Source organism: Alloalcanivorax sp. C16-1 (assembly GCF_046507805.1).
Lineage (GTDB): Bacteria > Pseudomonadota > Gammaproteobacteria > Pseudomonadales > Alcanivoracaceae > Alloalcanivorax.
Genome location: NZ_JBKFTK010000007.1, coordinates 44900 through 59920 on the forward strand (window position 1 = coordinate 44900; position 15021 = coordinate 59920).

General features: G+C 69.3%; 13 protein-coding genes. 3 read left to right on the forward strand and 10 right to left on the reverse strand.

The window, feature by feature from the left end; genetic code table 11:
- Positions 1–8: 8 nt before the first annotated feature.
- The 4 genes from ACLD0W_RS17005 to ACLD0W_RS17020 all read right to left on the reverse strand — a co-directional run bounded on the left by ACLD0W_RS17005 (position 9) and on the right by ACLD0W_RS17020 (position 5195).
- Entirely contained in the window at positions 9–422 is a 414-nt protein-coding gene (locus tag ACLD0W_RS17005) for a MerR family DNA-binding protein (protein ID WP_410308645.1), read from the reverse strand.
- A gap of 76 nt (positions 423–498) precedes the next feature.
- Positions 499–2082 (reverse strand): FGGY-family carbohydrate kinase, encoded by a 1584-nt coding sequence (locus ACLD0W_RS17010; protein WP_410308646.1) that lies wholly within the window; start codon positions 2080–2082, stop codon positions 499–501.
- On the reverse strand, positions 2079–3596 hold the full coding sequence (locus ACLD0W_RS17015) for an FAD-dependent oxidoreductase (protein WP_410308647.1): 1518 nt from the start codon (positions 3594–3596) through the stop codon (positions 2079–2081). The genes ACLD0W_RS17010 and ACLD0W_RS17015 overlap by 4 nt, the downstream gene beginning before the upstream one ends.
- Before the next feature lie 3 nt (positions 3597–3599).
- Complete coding sequence (locus ACLD0W_RS17020) at positions 3600–5195, reverse strand: FAD-binding oxidoreductase (protein WP_410308648.1); 1596 nt, start codon at positions 5193–5195, stop codon at positions 3600–3602.
- A gap of 249 nt (positions 5196–5444) precedes the next feature.
- On the opposite strand from ACLD0W_RS17020, the gene ACLD0W_RS17025 reads away from it, so the two are divergent.
- Complete coding sequence (locus ACLD0W_RS17025; RefSeq protein WP_410308649.1) at positions 5445–6110, forward strand: OmpA family protein; 666 nt, start codon at positions 5445–5447, stop codon at positions 6108–6110.
- A gap of 37 nt (positions 6111–6147) precedes the next feature.
- Here the strand turns inward: ACLD0W_RS17025 and ACLD0W_RS17030 are convergent, their stop codons facing one another.
- The 3 genes from ACLD0W_RS17030 to ACLD0W_RS17040 all read right to left on the reverse strand — a co-directional run bounded on the left by ACLD0W_RS17030 (position 6148) and on the right by ACLD0W_RS17040 (position 8387).
- Positions 6148–7389, reverse strand: a complete 1242-nt coding sequence (locus tag ACLD0W_RS17030; protein WP_410308650.1) for an MFS transporter — start codon at positions 7387–7389, stop codon at positions 6148–6150.
- A gap of 75 nt (positions 7390–7464) precedes the next feature.
- Positions 7465–7917: a PaaI family thioesterase gene (locus ACLD0W_RS17035; RefSeq protein WP_410308651.1), complete on the reverse strand. Its 453-nt coding sequence runs from the start codon at positions 7915–7917 to the stop codon at positions 7465–7467.
- Positions 7917–8387: a PaaI family thioesterase gene (locus tag ACLD0W_RS17040; protein ID WP_410308652.1), complete on the reverse strand. Its 471-nt coding sequence runs from the start codon at positions 8385–8387 to the stop codon at positions 7917–7919. Before ACLD0W_RS17040 ends, ACLD0W_RS17035 begins: the two co-directional genes overlap by 1 nt.
- A 91-nt stretch (positions 8388–8478) precedes the next feature.
- Between ACLD0W_RS17040 and ACLD0W_RS17045 the strand changes: the two genes are divergently transcribed.
- Positions 8479–9615, forward strand: a complete 1137-nt coding sequence (locus ACLD0W_RS17045) for an alpha/beta fold hydrolase (RefSeq protein ID WP_410308653.1) — start codon at positions 8479–8481, stop codon at positions 9613–9615.
- Between the two features lie 72 nt (positions 9616–9687).
- Here the strand turns inward: ACLD0W_RS17045 and ACLD0W_RS17050 are convergent, their stop codons facing one another.
- Positions 9688–10392 carry a hypothetical protein gene (locus tag ACLD0W_RS17050; protein ID WP_410308654.1) on the reverse strand — a complete coding sequence of 235 codons (705 nt, stop codon included), beginning with the start codon at positions 10390–10392 and terminating at the stop codon, positions 9688–9690.
- Between the two features lie 439 nt (positions 10393–10831).
- Complete coding sequence (locus tag ACLD0W_RS17055) at positions 10832–12529, reverse strand: sulfatase-like hydrolase/transferase (RefSeq protein ID WP_410308655.1); 1698 nt, start codon at positions 12527–12529, stop codon at positions 10832–10834.
- A 171-nt stretch (positions 12530–12700) separates the two neighbouring features.
- Here ACLD0W_RS17055 and ACLD0W_RS17060 point away from each other — a divergent pair, with 171 nt between their 5' ends.
- Positions 12701–13675 carry a LysR family transcriptional regulator gene (locus ACLD0W_RS17060; protein WP_410308656.1) on the forward strand — a complete coding sequence of 325 codons (975 nt, stop codon included), beginning with the start codon at positions 12701–12703 and terminating at the stop codon, positions 13673–13675.
- Here ACLD0W_RS17060 and ACLD0W_RS17065 read toward each other — a convergent pair.
- Positions 13638–15020, reverse strand: a complete 1383-nt coding sequence (locus tag ACLD0W_RS17065) for an MFS transporter (RefSeq protein ID WP_410308657.1) — start codon at positions 15018–15020, stop codon at positions 13638–13640. The two genes, ACLD0W_RS17060 and ACLD0W_RS17065, sit on opposite strands and share 38 nt — an antisense overlap.
- Position 15021: the final 1 nt, after the last annotated feature.

The window sequence follows — 15021 nt, forward strand, 5'->3', positions numbered from 1 at the left end:
GGTCCGCTTCAGCCGCGACCGGCGTTGAACGAGTCGATCAGGCCGCACACGCGGCCGTCTTCCAGACGACAGTCCGGGGCGTTTTCCCAGGCCGCCACGGCGGCCTGCATGCGATCGCTGAGGCCGCGCAGTTCCTGGATGCGCGCCTCCACTTCCTGAAGGCGCGTTTCGATCAGGGCCCGCACCCTCGGGCACGGCGTGGCGCCACTTTCCGATTCCTCGATCAGGGCCCGCACATCCCCCAGGGTGAACCCCAGCCCCCGCGCCTTCAGCGCGAAGCGCAGCCGGCGCAGGTCGTCGCCGCCGTAGCGGCGATAGCCGTTGGCCGGATCGCGGTCCGGGCGCAGCAGCCCCAGCTCGGTGTAATGACGGACGGTTTCGGCGGTGGTGTCGGCCCGCCGGGCCAGATCGGTGACGTGCATGGTGGCCTCCCGGTGATCGCGGACCGCCAGTGTAGCACCGCGCGGCGGCGGTGCGGTCCGGTCAGGCGCGGCCGGCTCAGGCGCGACCCGGGTAGCCGGTGATCTGGCGGATCGACCGGTACAGCGGCGCCAGCCTTGGATAGAGCCGCCGATACACCCGCCGGTACAGGCGGTCATACAGCGCCGCCGGCGCCGGGCGCGGCTGGAAGGCGTCGCCGGGACGGGTCATGGCCGCCACCGCCGCGCCATGGTCCGGGTACAGGCCGGCGCCCACGGCGGCGTTGATGGCGGCGCCCAGGCCGGAGGTCTCGAAGGTGTGCGGGCGCACCGCCGGCAGGCCGAACAGGTCGGCGGTGATCTGCATCACCGCGTCGCTCTGGGAGCCGCCGCCGGACACCAGCAGCCGCCGGATCGGCGCGCGGTTGCGCTTTTCCAGCCGTTCCCGGCCCTCGCGCAGGGCATAGGCGATGCCCTCGATGATGGCCCGGTACAGATGGGCCCGGGTGTGCACGTCGCCGAAGCCGATGATGGCGCCTTTCGCCTCCGGCCCGGGAATGCGCACCCCCGGGTTCCAGAACGGCTGCAGGGTCAGCCCCAGGGCCCCGGGCGGCGACGCTTCCAGCAGTTTTTCGAACAGCTGCTCCGCCGGCACGCCCAGCCGCTCCGCCTCGCGCACTTCCTCGGCGGCGAACTGGCGCTTGAACCAGTTCACCATCCAATAGCCGCGCTGCACGATGATCTCGGAGTTGTAGCGGCCCGGCGCGGCGGCGCCGTAGGCGGGCACGAACGGAATCGGTTCCACGAAACGGGCATTGCAGGTGTTGAAAGTGGCGGTGGTGCCGTAGCTGATGTGGCCGGTGTCCGGCGCGAAGGCGCCGGCGCCGAGCACCTCGCAGGCCTTGTCGGCGCCGCAGGCGATCAGCGGCAGGCCGGCGGGAATGCCGGTGGCGGCGGCCGCCGCTTCGCTGATTTGTCCCAGCGGTTGCCCCGGGGGCACCAGTTCCGGCAGTTGCTCGCGGCGCACCCGCAGAGCGTGCCACTTCATGTCGCCGGCGGCGGCCCAGGCCTGCTTCTTGTAATCGAACGGCAGATAACCCACCTGGCTGGCGGTGCAGTCCCGGCGTTCGCCGCACAGGCGCCAGCTCAGGTAACCGGACAGCAGCAGGAACCAGCGGGTGCGTGCCCATACCTCCGGCTCCTCCACCGCCAGCCAGTTGCACTCCGCCTTGGACTGGAACTGGCGCAGGGTTTCGCCCTGCCCCAGCGCCGCCACCGGCCAGCGCCAGTACACCGGCAGTCTCGGGTAGTCGGCGGTGCGGCGCTGGTCCAGCCAGATCACCGCCGGCCGCAACGGCCGCATGTTTTCATCCAGGCACACCACCGAGGCGCGCTGGGTGGTCAGCGCCACCGCCGCCACCCGCTGGCGCAGGGCGCCGTGGTCGCGCCACAGGCCCTGGCAGGCGCCGGCCAGTTGTTCCCAGAAATAGTCCGCGTCCTGTTCCGCCTCGCCGGGGCCGCCGTCGCGGTAGGGCTGGATCGGCTGCTGATAACGGGCCACCAGCTCGCCGTGGGCGTCGAACAGCATGGCCCGGGCACTTTGCGTGCCCTGATCCAGGGCCAGCAGCAGCGGCCCGGCCGGCGCGGTGGCGGCGCCGCTCATGCCGCTGCCCGCTCCGCCGGCGGCACGCCGTAAAAACGCTCACGGAGGGTCCGGTAGCGCTGCCATTCCTGCTCCCAACGGCCCTCGTCCCAGCCCAGGATCTCGCCGGTCAGCGCCCGCAGGCGCGGCGCCAGGGCTTCGCCGCCGTCGCGGCGCAGCAGGCCCAGGCGGGTGCGCCGCAGCAGCAGGTCGTCCAGGTGCACCACCGCCTCGTTCTCCAGGACCCAGCGGATCAAGGCGTCGTCGTCCTGGTTGCCGTGCAGGAACTGGTCCACCTGCAGCGGCGCCTCCGGCAACGGCCGGAACAAGGGCGCGTTGCTGCGCCGGGCCCGGCGGGCGGCGCGGGCGTCCAGCAGGCCGGCGGCGGCCAGCGCGTCCAGGGCGATCAGCCGGAAGGTGGTGAGCTTGCCGCCGCTCACGGTGACCAGGCCGTCGCCCTGCCAGACGGCGTGATCGCGGCGTTCCTTGGACGGCGCCTTGCCGGCGGCGGCGGGTTTGCCGGAGGCGATCACCGGGCGCACCCCGGCCATGGTGGAAAGCACGTCGTCGCGGCTCAGGCCGGCGGCGGGGAACTGGCTGTTGATCAGCTCCAGCAGGTAGTCCACCTCGCCGGCGCTGGCGCTGGCCTCCAGGTCCAGGTCGTCGCCGTGGTCCAGGTCGGTGGTGCCCACGCAGGTGACCCCTTCCCAGGGGAACACGAACACCGGGCGGCCGTCGCGGGGGTGCATCACCGTCAGGCAGTCGTCCACCGGCAGCCGCGCCGGATCCACGAACAGATGGCTGCCGCGCAGCGGCCGGATGCGCGGCGCGGCCTCCGCGCCGGCGCCGCCCAGGCGGTTCGCCCAGGCGCCGGTGGCGTTGATCACCACCGGGGCGCTCAGCTCGACCTGCTCGCCGCTGACCCCGTCCTCCACGGTGAGCCGGGTGCGGTCACCGTCCCGGCGGCTGGCGGTGGCGCGGGCGTAGTTCAGGCTCTCGCCGCCCAACCGGGCCGCCTCCAGCAGACAGCGAATCACCAGCCGGCAGTCGTCGGTGAGCGCGTCGGTGTAGCTCATGGCGCCGCTCAGGCCGGTGGCGTCCAGACCCGGCACCCGGGACAGCAGCTCCCGGCGGGACACGAAGCGGTGATCGCGGATGCCGGCCAGAAAGTCGTACAGCGACAGCACCGCGGTCATCGGCCAGCGACCGGGGAATTTGCCCTTGCGCAGCGGGAACAGATAGGTGGCGCGCTCCACCAGACCGGGCAGGTCGCGCAGCAGACGCTCGCGCTCGCGCAGGGCGTCACGGGTCAGGCGCACATCACCCTGGGCGATGTAGCGCAGGCCGCCGTGCACCATCTTCGAGGAGCGGCTGGAGGTGCCCCAGGCGAAGTCCTGCTGCTCCAGCAACAGCACCTTGTGGCCCTGGCGGGCCGCTTCCAGCAGCACGCCGGCGCCGGTGATGCCACCGCCCACCACGATCAGATCCCATTCCCGTTCGGCCAGCGAGGCCAGTGTCGGGCGCTGTCCCAGCATGTGTCAGTCCTCCAGCAGGCAACCCGGATTGAGCCGCCCTTGCGGGTCGAAATGTGTGAACAGGCCGTGCAGCGCCGCCAGGCCCTGCGCGCCCTTCTCGTGTTCCAGCCAGGGGGCGTGGTCGCGCCCCACCCCGTGCTGATGGCTGATGGTGCCACCGTGCTCCACGATGGCATCGCTGGCGGCGCTTTTCATCGCCCACCAGCGTTGCCGGGTGGTTTCGTAATCGTCCGAGCAACGGAACACATAGGTGGTATAGATACTGGAACCCTGCGCATACAAATGCGACAGATGCGTGAAAACGTGGGCCCGCTCGCCCTCGCCGGCGTGGTCGCGCAGGGCCTGTTCGATGGCGGCCACGGTTTGCGGCACCCGTGCCCAGTCCACGCAGGTCTCCAGGGTGTCCACCGCGTAGCCCTGCTCCCACAGGCCGTGACGCAGGTAAGGCGAGCGGAAGCGCGCTTCCTGCCATTTGCGGCCCAGGGCGCGCCCGGTGGTGACGCCGCCGGCGGCGCGCAGATAGCGGCGCGCCTCGGCCAGCGCATGGCGGCAATGGCGCCGGTCGCCGGTGACGCCGAAGGTGACCATGCATTTGCCGTCCAGGGGCTGGCCGCGCCAGGCCAGATAACGGTGCAGCGCCGCCACCAGCCGCTCGTGGCCGGCCAGGGTCAGCTGGGTGCGGGTTTCCTCCGGGTTGGAGACGCGCACCATGGACAGCGGCACGCGCTCCTGCACCAGCCGCCGGGCCAGGGCCACGGCGCTGGGCCAGTCCGGCATGAAGGCCACATGGAACTGTTCGTCCCGGGGCGCGGCGCTGACCCGCACCTTGACCTCGGTGATCACCCCCAGGCGCCCTTCCGAGCCCATCACCAGCTCGCGCAGGTCCGGGCCGGCGGAGGACGCCGGGATGGTCGGCAGTTCCAGGGGGCCCCGGGGGGTTTCCACCCGGCCGCCGGCGAACAGCTGCTCGATGCGGCCATAGGCCAGGGACTGCTGGCCGCTGGAACGGCTCGCCACCCAACCGCCCAGGGTGGAGAGTTCCCAGGACTGGGGATAATGGCCGAGCCGGTAACCGCGCTCCGCCAGCTGGCGCTCCACCTCCGGGCCCGGGGTGCCGGCGCCGAAGGTGGCCAGCCGGCTTTCCTCATCCAGGTCCAGCAGGCGGTTCATCCTCGCCAGACTCAGGGTCAGCACCGGCCGCTCCCCGGCGGGCGGGTTGATGTGGCCGGCCACCGAGGTGCCGCCGCCATAGGGAATCAGCCGCACCCCCTCGGCCTGGCACCAGTCCAGCAGCGCGCGCACCTGGTCGCCGTTTTCCGGAAACGCCACGCCATCGGGAAACACCCGAAAGTCCCCGGAGCGCATCGCCAGCCAGTCGCCCAGGCTCTGGCCCCGGGCGTGGCGCAGGCGGGTCTCCGCGTCGGCGTCGATCAGCGGATGGGGCGCCAACCGGCTGGCCGGCACCCGCGCCAGCACCGACTCCAGACTGGCGTCCGGCAGCGGCCGGCCCGGCCCCAGGGCCCGTTGCAAAAAGGCCACCCCGGCCGGTTTCAGCGGATAATCGTTGGCGCTGTCGCCCCAGCCGTTCCAGCGGCGCATGGTCCGTTCTCCCCGTGAGTTATTAATGCATGAACCCGGGCATGGTAGCCGGCGCCGCCGCACCTTTCACTGGCCCTGACGGACAAGACTGGACCATTTGGGACAGGCCAGGATTCCGTCACGACATCGTGACGCCGGTCGCTATTCACTGGTACGCGACTTTACCGATTTTTACCGGCTCACTATGGTTTCCGTCGTTCGCTGGGCTAAGGTGAGGCGAACGCACCCGAATGAATATAAGGAGCAACAATGAAACGTCTTGCGGGAAGTCTGATGCTGGCGGGGGCAGTGACGCTGGCCGGCTGCAGCACCATCAATCCGTACACCGGTGAGAAGCAGACCTCGAAGGCCGGCACCGGCGCCGCCATCGGCGCGGTCAGCGGTGCGTTGATCGGCATCGCCACCTCCGACAGCGCCAAGCAGCGTAAGGAACGGGCCCTGGCCGGGGCCGGTATCGGCGCCATCGCCGGCGGTGGCGTGGGCTATTACATGGACGTGCAGGAAGCCAAGCTGCGTCAGAAGCTGGAAGGGACCGGGGTGTCCGTGACCCGCAACGGCGACCGCATCATCCTGAACATGCCCGGCAACATCACCTTCGCCACCGACTCCACCGAGGTACAGGGCAACTTCCGCCCGGTGCTGGATTCCGTGTCCGAGGTGCTGAAAGAGTACAAATCCACCATGATCCAGGTGGCCGGTCACACCGACAGCACCGGTGGCGACCGCTACAACCTGCTGCTCTCCCAGCAGCGCGCCCAGGCCGTGGCCCAGGTGCTGCAGGGCTACGGCGTGCAGCCCGTGCGCATCGACACGGTGGGCTTCGGCGAGACCCAGCCGGTGGCCGACAACGGCACCGCCAACGGCCGCCAGCAGAACCGTCGCGTGGAACTGACGTTGATTCCGTACGAGGGTTAAATGGCGCGGGAGCCGCCCCACCCCGGGGCGGTTCCGATCACCCCTCCACTTCCCTCTTCTTCCCCCGCAACCGCCACACCAACACCGCCAGCGGAATCATCAACGCCACCACCAGCATGTAAGGAAACCGGTGGTCCACGGCGTACAGACTGGTCCCCACCAGCGGCCCCAACACGAACCCCAGGGACGGACAGGCACTGGCCAGGCCGGCCACCCGCCCTTGTTCCTCACTGGAAACCCGCAGGCTGGCCAGGGCCATGATCGCCGGCATGCCGAAGCCGATGCCCAGGCCCACCAGCATCACCGCCGCGGTCATGCCGATGCGGTTGTCGAACACCCACAGCAGCCCGGCGCCCACGCCGATGGCCGGCACCGCCACCGCCAGCAGCACCAGGGCCGGCGCGCGCAGCCACTGCACCACCAGCAACTGCCCCAGCAGCGAGGTCACCGCCGCCGCCATCATGGTGGTGCCGAGGGCGCCGGCGGCCTCCGCCGGGCTCATGTGCAACGCGTCCTGGAACAGAAAGCCCAGGGTCTGCTGGATCAGCGCCAGGCACATAAACAGCACCACGCCGGTGATCAGCAGATCGCGGAAGCGGCGGTCGCCGTAGGCGCGCAGGCCGGTGGCCAGCACCGCCCTCACCCGCTGGTCCGCGGGCTGGCCCCGGTACGGCGACGGTGGCAGAAAGAACAGCACGGTGAGCGCCATCAGGCCGACCAGGCCCGCCACCAGATAGAGCGGCAGCACCAGGGACACGGCGGCCAGCATGCCGCCCACGCCGGGCCCCAGCACCGTGCCCAGATTGTTGGCGGCGCCGATGCGGGCCATGCCCCGGGTGCGGGCCTCCGGGGTGGTGATATCGGCGGTGTAGGCCGCCGCCGACGGCGGCGTGGCGGCCATGATCAGCGCCTGGGCCATGCGCGCCACCACCAGCAGGGTCAGCAGGCTGCCGCCGAGCAGCACCTGATTGAGCCCGAGATGGAAAATAATCCCGAACACCAGGGTGCCCAGGGCATAGCCGCTGAGGCCGATGATCAGGACCGGGCGGCGGCCGCGCAGCTCGCTCAGATAGCCCCAGATCGGGCTGGCCAGGGCGAACGCCAGGGACGAGCAGCTGATGATCAGCCCCACCTGCACCTCCGCCAGCCCGGCGGCGCGGCCCAGGGAGGGCAGCAGGATGAACACCAGAGTCTGGCCCAGGGCGGTGACGCCCACCGCGCCCAGCAGCAGAGCCTGGGTGAGGCCCGGGGCGAGCGTGGGGGTCAGCGGGCGCGGCACGGCTTTCTCCTGAGCGGGCCTCTTAAGCCCTTAAATCAATAATTTGAAGATTAAAGTTAAACGACTTTCTCGAAGTCAGTTGTTCTCTTCGGAGAGCAGAAAGTGGGCCCGGGCGATGGTGATCGGCTCTTCCCGGCGCTTCTGCCAGGCGCTGATGTGCACATTGGCGATGCGCCGGCCCAGGCGGGTGATGCGGCATTCGGCGAAGGTGTCCCGGAACAGACCGGCGCGCAGGTAGTCGATGGTGAAATCGATGGTCTTGGGCACCCTGGGCTCGCCCATCTCCAGCAGGATGAAGATGATCGCCGCCTGTTCCATGAACCCGGCCACGGCGCCGCCGTGCAGGGCCGGCAGCGTGGGGTTGCCGATGTTCTCCGGATTCTTGGGCAGGATAAAGGTGAGCTCCTCCCCCTGCACCCGCAGCTCGATGCCCAGGAACCGGGCATAGGGCACCCGGTCCATCAGGTCCTGGTAATCGGCCTTGCCCTGCCGGCAGGCCTCGATCAGCGCTTTGAGACTTTCCGTCATCAGGACACCACCCGGCCGTTCTTGTCGATTTTCATGCGTGTGTAGGTGGCCAGGGCGGTGGCCACCGGCTCGCCGTCTTCCTTGCCCTCTTCCCAGGTGGTGAGCCGCACGAAGGTGACGTGCTCGGTGAGCCGGTAGCAGGTGGCGTGGCACACCACCGCCTTGCCCGGCGTGGGCGCGTGCAGATGGTCGACCCGGAAGTCGATGGTCGGCGTGATCTCGAAGTTGGGGTACAGCCGGCAACTGTTGGCCATGCCGCCGGCCTGGTCCATCATCGCGAAGATGGCGCCGCCGTGCAGCACCCCGGTGTCCGGGTTGCCGACCAGGTCCTCGCGCCAGGGCAGCCGCACGCGCACGCCCTCCTCCTCGGCACTGAGCACTTCCATGCCCAGGTTGCGGGAATGCTTTACCGTCTCCAGGGAGCGGTTGCAAACGTCCATTCGGGTGTAGGGGATCTTGGAATCCGTCACGGCGGCCAATGCTCCGTTATTGCGGGCACGGCAAGATTACCGCCTTGTCTGTACACCTTCAATTCCGTACACGTTCAATTGGCGAGGATGCATGGCTTCACGCCCGTCCCTGAGACCGTCCCTGAGACGATCCGCCCGCGCCCTCGGTCACATCGTGGAGCGGCGCCGGCACCCGCAACGCTTTATCCAGACCGACAAGACCCCCTGGGAGGTGATCCACCGCGACGGCATCATGGCGGTGCGTCACTACAGCCTGCCACCCATGGAACATATCGCGCTGGGCGAGGAACCGGTGCCGGTGCGCCGCGACAAGCACCGGGTGCCGCTGATCCTGGTGCCGGCCCTGGGGATCCGCTGCTGGACCTTCGACCTGATGCCGAACCGCTCCATGGTGCGTTACCTGATGGCGCGCGGCCACGATGTCTATCTGATCGACTGGGGTCAGCCCTCCCAGGCCAACCGGGAGCTGGACCTGGACACCTACGTGAACCGCTGGCTGCCGGACGCGGTGGACGCGGTGCGCCGGGCCAGTGGCAGCGAGCGGGTCAATCTGCTCGGCTATTGCATGGGCGGGCTGCTTTGCCTGCTGTATCTGGGCGGCCATCCCCAGGCGCCGGTGAACAGCCTGGCGACCATCGCCAGCCCGGTGAATTTCCACAAGAGCGGGCCGTTCGGCAAGGTGTTCAGCCTGGCGGCGATCCCCGCCATGAAGATCCACGACTGGTTCCAGTTCCGCCTGGAACCGCTGGACAGCAAGCTGTTCCACATTCCCGCCGACCTGCTGTCCTGGGGCTTCAAGCTCACCAATCCGCCGGGGCTGGTGCAGTCCTACATGGACCTGGTGCGCAACATCGGCGACCGCGACTATGTCACCGAATACATGACCATGGGGCAGTGGTTCAACGATATGGTGGACTACCCCGGCGCGGTGGTGCGCGAGGTGATCGAGAAGATGATCCTGGGCAACAGCCTGGCCAGCGGCCGCGTCACCATCGGCGAACGGCGGGTGGATTTCGGCCATGTGACCCAGGACCTGCTGGCGTTCGGCGGCGCCAGCGACCGCATCGTCAGCGTGCGCGCCGCCCGCGAGATTCTGAAAGTGGTGGGCAGCCGGGAGAAGCGCTTCGAAGTGGCGCCGGGCGGCCATGCCGGGGTGTTCGCCGGCAGCAAGGCACCGGCGCAATGCTGGCGGGTGATCGCCGACTGGCTGGCGGACCGCGCCGATTAGGGCCTGTTCACCCTACTTGCATCGCGCCTGCCGGGTGTCATTTTGGCCTCCAGCCAGGCGGGGGGAGCGCCGTTAGCCGGCCGGGGCGATGGCCCCTTCCAGCTCGGCGCCGATCCGGTTGCTGTAGCGGTACACCAGGAACGGCACCGCGTCGGCGCCGAACTTGACCAGCGAGCCGCGCACGAACTGCCACTTCACCCGGGTTTCCTTCAGTGCCGCCGCCAGGGCCGCCTCGCCCTTGTGGCGCGCCTGCACCTGATCGAGACGCTGGTCGAAGGCGGCCAGCTCGGCGCGAAAGGCGTCCTCGGACTCCGCCTCGCCGGGCAGGCCGGCGTTGACCGCCACGATGGCGGTGTAGGCGGCGGTGACCGCCTGCAGGTGCGCCAGCAGCGCGTGCACGTCGTCGAAGCCGCTGTCGGTGGCGTCGTCCACCGCCGCCAGCCGTTCCGCCATGGCCACCGGCACCCGGTCGAAGCGGGCCGGCTCACGCTCGGGGTCGGCGTCGAACCCGTCCCACAGGCCGCGCACGTCGGCCAGCCAGGCCGGTGTCTCGCCCTCCCCGTGCCAAGCGGCCAGGGTGTCGTTCACCGCCGCCACCTTTTCTTCCAGGGTGGCCTGGTAGGCGTGGTCGCCGTCCATCAGGCCGTACATATGGAAGTTGGTGCGGATTTGCCAGAGCTGGCGCTCCAGATCCAGCAGGCCGGCCCTTTCCACCGCCTGGCCGAGCAGGGGCAGCAACAACACGGCGAGCGCCGCGCTCCGTAGCAGTGTTCGCATAGGGTCCCTCATGGCCACTCCGGCCCACATGAAAAAGGTTCATCGCAGTTTAACGGGACGTCTCGCTCCAGCCGGGGCGCGACTCAGGGCGCGACGCCCTGAGCCGCTGAGCAGTGAGCCTCCGCGCCGCGGGCTCTACGGAGCCGCCACCACCACCCACCCTGGTTCATCGTTGTTGGAACCCGGAACGGTTCCGCTACCTAGAAGCGGAGCTGTGTGGGGGCCTTCCGGGACCCTGTCAAACAGGACGTTTTGACAGGGAGCCCCCAGGGACGGGTTCACGGCGTTCCCGGAAGGCCCCCACACAGCTCCGCGTCCCGGATAGAGATCTCCCGCATCGATTTGCCGTCAAAGCGCGATGAACCAATAAAAAGCCCCGGACCTCGCGGCCCGGGGCACGCCCCCCAAGGGCGAATATGGAATCAGCGGATAAGGCGTTTTAGAGCGTGTACATAAAGGTCGGCCCGATGAACTCGGCGCCCTTGTCCTCGCCCACTTCCTCGGCCACCAGCCGATTGGTTTTCTCATTCATCGCCAGGATCAGCTCCCGGTCCGGCTCCGGCAGGGCCGCCAGATTGTTGAGCTCGTGCGGGTCCTGCCAGGTGTCGTACAGCTCCAGGTCGTTGTGGGCGTCCAGGGTCTCCCAGTCCTTGGGCGTGTGGTGGCTGTCCGGACTGAAATAGCGGGCGAACTTGTAGCGCCCGTCGAACACGCCCCGGTGCAGGCCCCGGTTCCCCAGCTCCGGCCCCAGACGCAGCTGCTTGAGAAAGTCGCCCATCAGCTTCACCGGGGTGATCTCGTCGCCCTCGGTGACCAGCCGGCGGGTGGCCTCCGGGTCGGTGTAGAGCAGCACGCCGTAGGCGAACAGCAGGCCCCGTTCGTCGCGGCGGGTGTGGCCGCCGTTAAGCACCGGGCTCAGGTCCACGCCGGGGGTGTCGGTCTTGCCCTGGCCCTCGGTGGCCAGGCCCACCAGGGTGGGCAGCAGGTCCAGGGTGGAGCCCAGGTTCTCAACGGTGCGGCCGCCGCGCACGTCCGGATGACGGATGATCAGCGGAATGCGGCTGTTTTCCTTGTAGACCATCGGCCCCTTCTGGCGCAGACCGTGGGCGCCGGCCATCTCACCGTGGTCGGCGGTATAGACGATGATGGTGTTGTCCATCTGGCCGCTTTTTTCCAGTGCCCAGAGCACCCGGTCCACCTGCCGGGACACGTCGCGCAGACAGTTGTAGTAGTAGCTCTGGTTGGCCAGCCAGGCGGCCTCGTCGCCCTTGTCGATGCGGCCATAGATGGTGTCGATCACATCGGCATAGGAATGGTGGCACCAGGGCTTGCCGGCCAGCGTCTCCCGGTGGAAGGAGGCGGGCAGGGGCAGGTGGGTCCAGTCCCGGTCGTAGAGCGGGTCGTTGGGCGCCGGCCGCAGCGGCGCCATGAACATGGGATTGGCCCGGGAGCGGTCCTGGGCCTCGCTGGTGGAGAAGAACATGATGTCGTGGGGATTGACGAAGTTCACCGCCAGCAGCCAGGGCTTGTCCAGCTTGCGACTGTCGCGCATCAGCCACTGGCCGGCCTCGCCGGACACCATGCGGTCCGCCAGATAGCCCTGCCACACCGAGCCGTGCACGTCGCCGGTGAGGTTGTAGTCGTGGAAGCCGTGGGGCTCCAGGGCGTGGCGCTGGCTCGGATAACTGCCGTACATCAGGCCCGGGCCGTCGTCGATGTCGGACAGGTGCCACTTGCCCTTGTAGGCGGTGTGATAGCCGAGCGCCTGGAACACGTGGCCCAGGGTCGGCAGGTCCGGGTTCAGGGTCGGAAACGGCGGCGCGTGCAGGTTGGCGGTCATGCCGGTGTGCATGGTGTGCTGGCCGGTGTACATCACCGAACGGGACGGCGAACACGGCGAGGTGTTGGCGTGGTACTGGGTGAAGCCGACGCCGCGGGCCAGCAGTTTTTCATGGGCGGGCAGGTCCAGGGCGCCGGGCAGGTCCGGCCAGCCGCGCTCCTGATCGGACACCAGCAGCAGCACATTGGGCCGCTTGCCGGCGCCGCCGGCGGCGGCGCGCAGGGCCGGGGCGGTGCCCAGGGCGGCGGTGCCCAGCGCCAGTTGTTTGAGCACGGTGCGTCGCGTGAAAGACGTCATGGGGTTACCTGTTTCGGTGCCATCGTTGTTTTTCTGAGCGTTGTTTTTTGGAACGATGGACGGGAGTATGGCCAGATAACCCATGACTGGGGTTTATATATCCATGCCCTTCACGCCGGTTCGAAGGGTGCTAAGGTGCGTGGCACCGCGACCAGGCCCGGGGAAGGACGCATGTGGCAATTGCAGCAATTGGTTCAGTTTCGCGCGGTGTACGAATACCGCAGCCTGTCGGCGGCGGCGCGGGCTCTGGGGGTGACCCAGCCGGCCCTGAGCCGCGCCCTGCAGAAACTGGAGGAGCAGCTGGGTGCGCCGCTGTTTCAGCGGGATACCCGCTCCCTGCGCCCCACCGAATTCGCCACCGCCCTGTACCGGCAGGCGTCGCGGGTGCTGCGCGAAAGCGCCGGTCTGGATCAGATGGTGGAGCGCTTTCAGCAAGGCCGGGAGGGCCAGGTGCGCCTGGGATGCGGGCCGTTCGTACCGGATTTGCTGGCGCGGGAGCTGGCCCGTGCCATGGAGCGGGCCGGCCTGAAGCTGCATCTGGACGTGCACACCGACCATTTCGAGGCGCTGCGCGAAGGGCTGTACGGCTACCGCTATGATTTTCTGCTCTACGACGTGCGCCGCCGGGGTGATCTGCCCGACCTGGACGACGCGGTGGTGGAGCCGCTGCTGAATCTGCCGCTGAAGATGGTGGCGCCGGCGGACTGGCTGCGCGGCGAGGCGCGGGCAGCGCTGGACTCGGAAGCGGCGGCGCTGGAATTCGTGGCCGGCCGGCCCTGGGCCATGCCGCGGGTGTCGCCGGATTACGGCCGGCAGGCGGCGCCCTGGTTCCATCGACTGCTGCAGGCGCGCCACGGCGCCGAATTCCTGATGCCGACGCTGAGCGCCTGCGTGGGGTTGTGCCGCGCCGGCCATGCCCTGACGCTGGCGCCGGACGCGCTGATCCGCGAAGAGGTGGCGGCGGGCTGGCTGGTGCCGCTGCCGTTGCAGGTGGGCGCCACCGCCCAGACCTGCGCCTACCGGCTGCGGTCGCGCCCCCTGTCCCAGGCCGCCGGCCGGCTGTGGCGGCTGCTGGCCGACGGCGGCCTGGGGATGAGCGAAGACACTCTCAAACCTTCGGCGTCGAGCCGATCCGCAGCAGACTGATCAGCGCCGCCGCCAGGGAAAAGGCCGCCGCCATCAGCAAGGCAGGGGTGATGGCGTCGTCCATCAGGCCGAACATCAGCGCGGTGAGCGCGGCCCCCAGGGTCTGCCCGAGCAGGCGCGTGGTGCCCTGCATGCCGCCGGCGCCGCCGCTGCGCTGGCGGGGCGCCGAGCCGATGATGGCGCGGTTGTTGGGGGCCTGGAAAAAGCCGAAGCCGAAGCCGCACAGCGCCATGCAGGCGAGAATCACGCCCAGCGGCGCCTGGTTGGAGAGCACCGCCAGCAGCACCAGCCCCACCACCTTCAATGCCAGCCCCAGGGAGCACAGCACGCCGATGGGATAGCGGTCGGCGAGCCGGCCGGCGATGGGGGCGGTGACCATGATCGCCGCCGGCCAGGGGGTCATCAGCAGGCCGGTCTGCACGGCGCTGTAGCCGAGCACATCGTGCAGATAGAAGGGCAGGGCGATAAAGGCCGCCATCTGGCTGGTGAATGAACAGAACGAGGTGCCGATGGCCAGGGCGAACGGGCGGATGCGCAGCAGATCCACCGGCAGCATGGGCGACGGCTGATTCAGTTGGCGGCGCACCAGGGCGGTACCCACCAGCAGGGCGGCGGCCAGGGCCGCCATCGCCGGCAGCGGCGACAGGCCGTGGGCGAGGCCGTCCACGGCGCTGACCAGCAGGCCGATGGCGAGGGCATTGAGCAGGGCGCTGGGCCAGTCGAAGCGGCGCGGATCGGTGGGCGTGCGCGGCAGATTGCGCGACGCCAGGTACAGGGCCAGCAGGCCCAGCGGCACGTTGAAGGCGAACAGCCAGGGCCAGTCCGCGATCGACAGAATGCCGGCGGCCACGGTGGGGCCGAGCCCGGAGGACAGCGCCACCACCATGGCGGTGAGGCCGATGCCCCGGCCCAGGGAGCGGGCCGGATAAATAAAGCGCACCAGGGCGGCGTTGACGCTCATCACGCCGGCGGCCCCCAGGCCCTGGAAAAACCGGGCCACCGCCAGGGTGACCAGAGAATCCGCCAGGGTGCAGACCAGGGAGGCGACCACGAACAGGCCCAGGCCCAAACGGTAGATGCGCCGGTAGCCGACGATGTCGCCCAGGGACGACAGCGGCAGCAGGGTGGTGGCCACCGCCAGCAGGTAGGCGTTGACCACCCACACCACCTGGGAGCGGCTCACGTCCAGGCTGTCGGCGATGGTGGGCAGGGCCACGTTGACGATGTTGCTGTCCATCACCGACATGCCGATGCTGGTGGCGATGGCGAGCATGGCCAGGCGGCGTTGCCGGGCCGGCAGACCGTCGTGCTCGGGACGGTCCGGGGAGATACTGCTTTCGGCCAAG

Bases quoted from the DNA above. Each gene is read 5' to 3' on its own strand.
- ACLD0W_RS17005 (WP_410308645.1), bottom strand. From the start codon at position 422: ATGCACGTCACCGATCTGGCCCGGCGGGCCGACACCACCGCCGAAACC.
- ACLD0W_RS17010 (WP_410308646.1), bottom strand. From the start codon at position 2,082: ATGAGCGGCGCCGCCACCGCGCCGGCCGGGCCGCTGCTGCTGGCCCTG.
- ACLD0W_RS17015 (WP_410308647.1), bottom strand. From the start codon at position 3,596: ATGCTGGGACAGCGCCCGACACTGGCCTCGCTGGCCGAACGGGAATGG.
- ACLD0W_RS17020 (WP_410308648.1), bottom strand. From the start codon at position 5,195: ATGCGCCGCTGGAACGGCTGGGGCGACAGCGCCAACGATTATCCGCTG.
- ACLD0W_RS17025 (WP_410308649.1), top strand. From the start codon at position 5,445: ATGAAACGTCTTGCGGGAAGTCTGATGCTGGCGGGGGCAGTGACGCTG.
- ACLD0W_RS17035 (WP_410308651.1), bottom strand. From the start codon at position 7,917: ATGACGGAAAGTCTCAAAGCGCTGATCGAGGCCTGCCGGCAGGGCAAG.
- ACLD0W_RS17045 (WP_410308653.1), top strand. From the start codon at position 8,479: ATGGCTTCACGCCCGTCCCTGAGACCGTCCCTGAGACGATCCGCCCGC.
- ACLD0W_RS17050 (WP_410308654.1), bottom strand. From the start codon at position 10,392: ATGCGAACACTGCTACGGAGCGCGGCGCTCGCCGTGTTGTTGCTGCCC.
- ACLD0W_RS17055 (WP_410308655.1), bottom strand. From the start codon at position 12,529: ATGACGTCTTTCACGCGACGCACCGTGCTCAAACAACTGGCGCTGGGC.
- ACLD0W_RS17060 (WP_410308656.1), top strand. From the start codon at position 12,701: ATGTGGCAATTGCAGCAATTGGTTCAGTTTCGCGCGGTGTACGAATAC.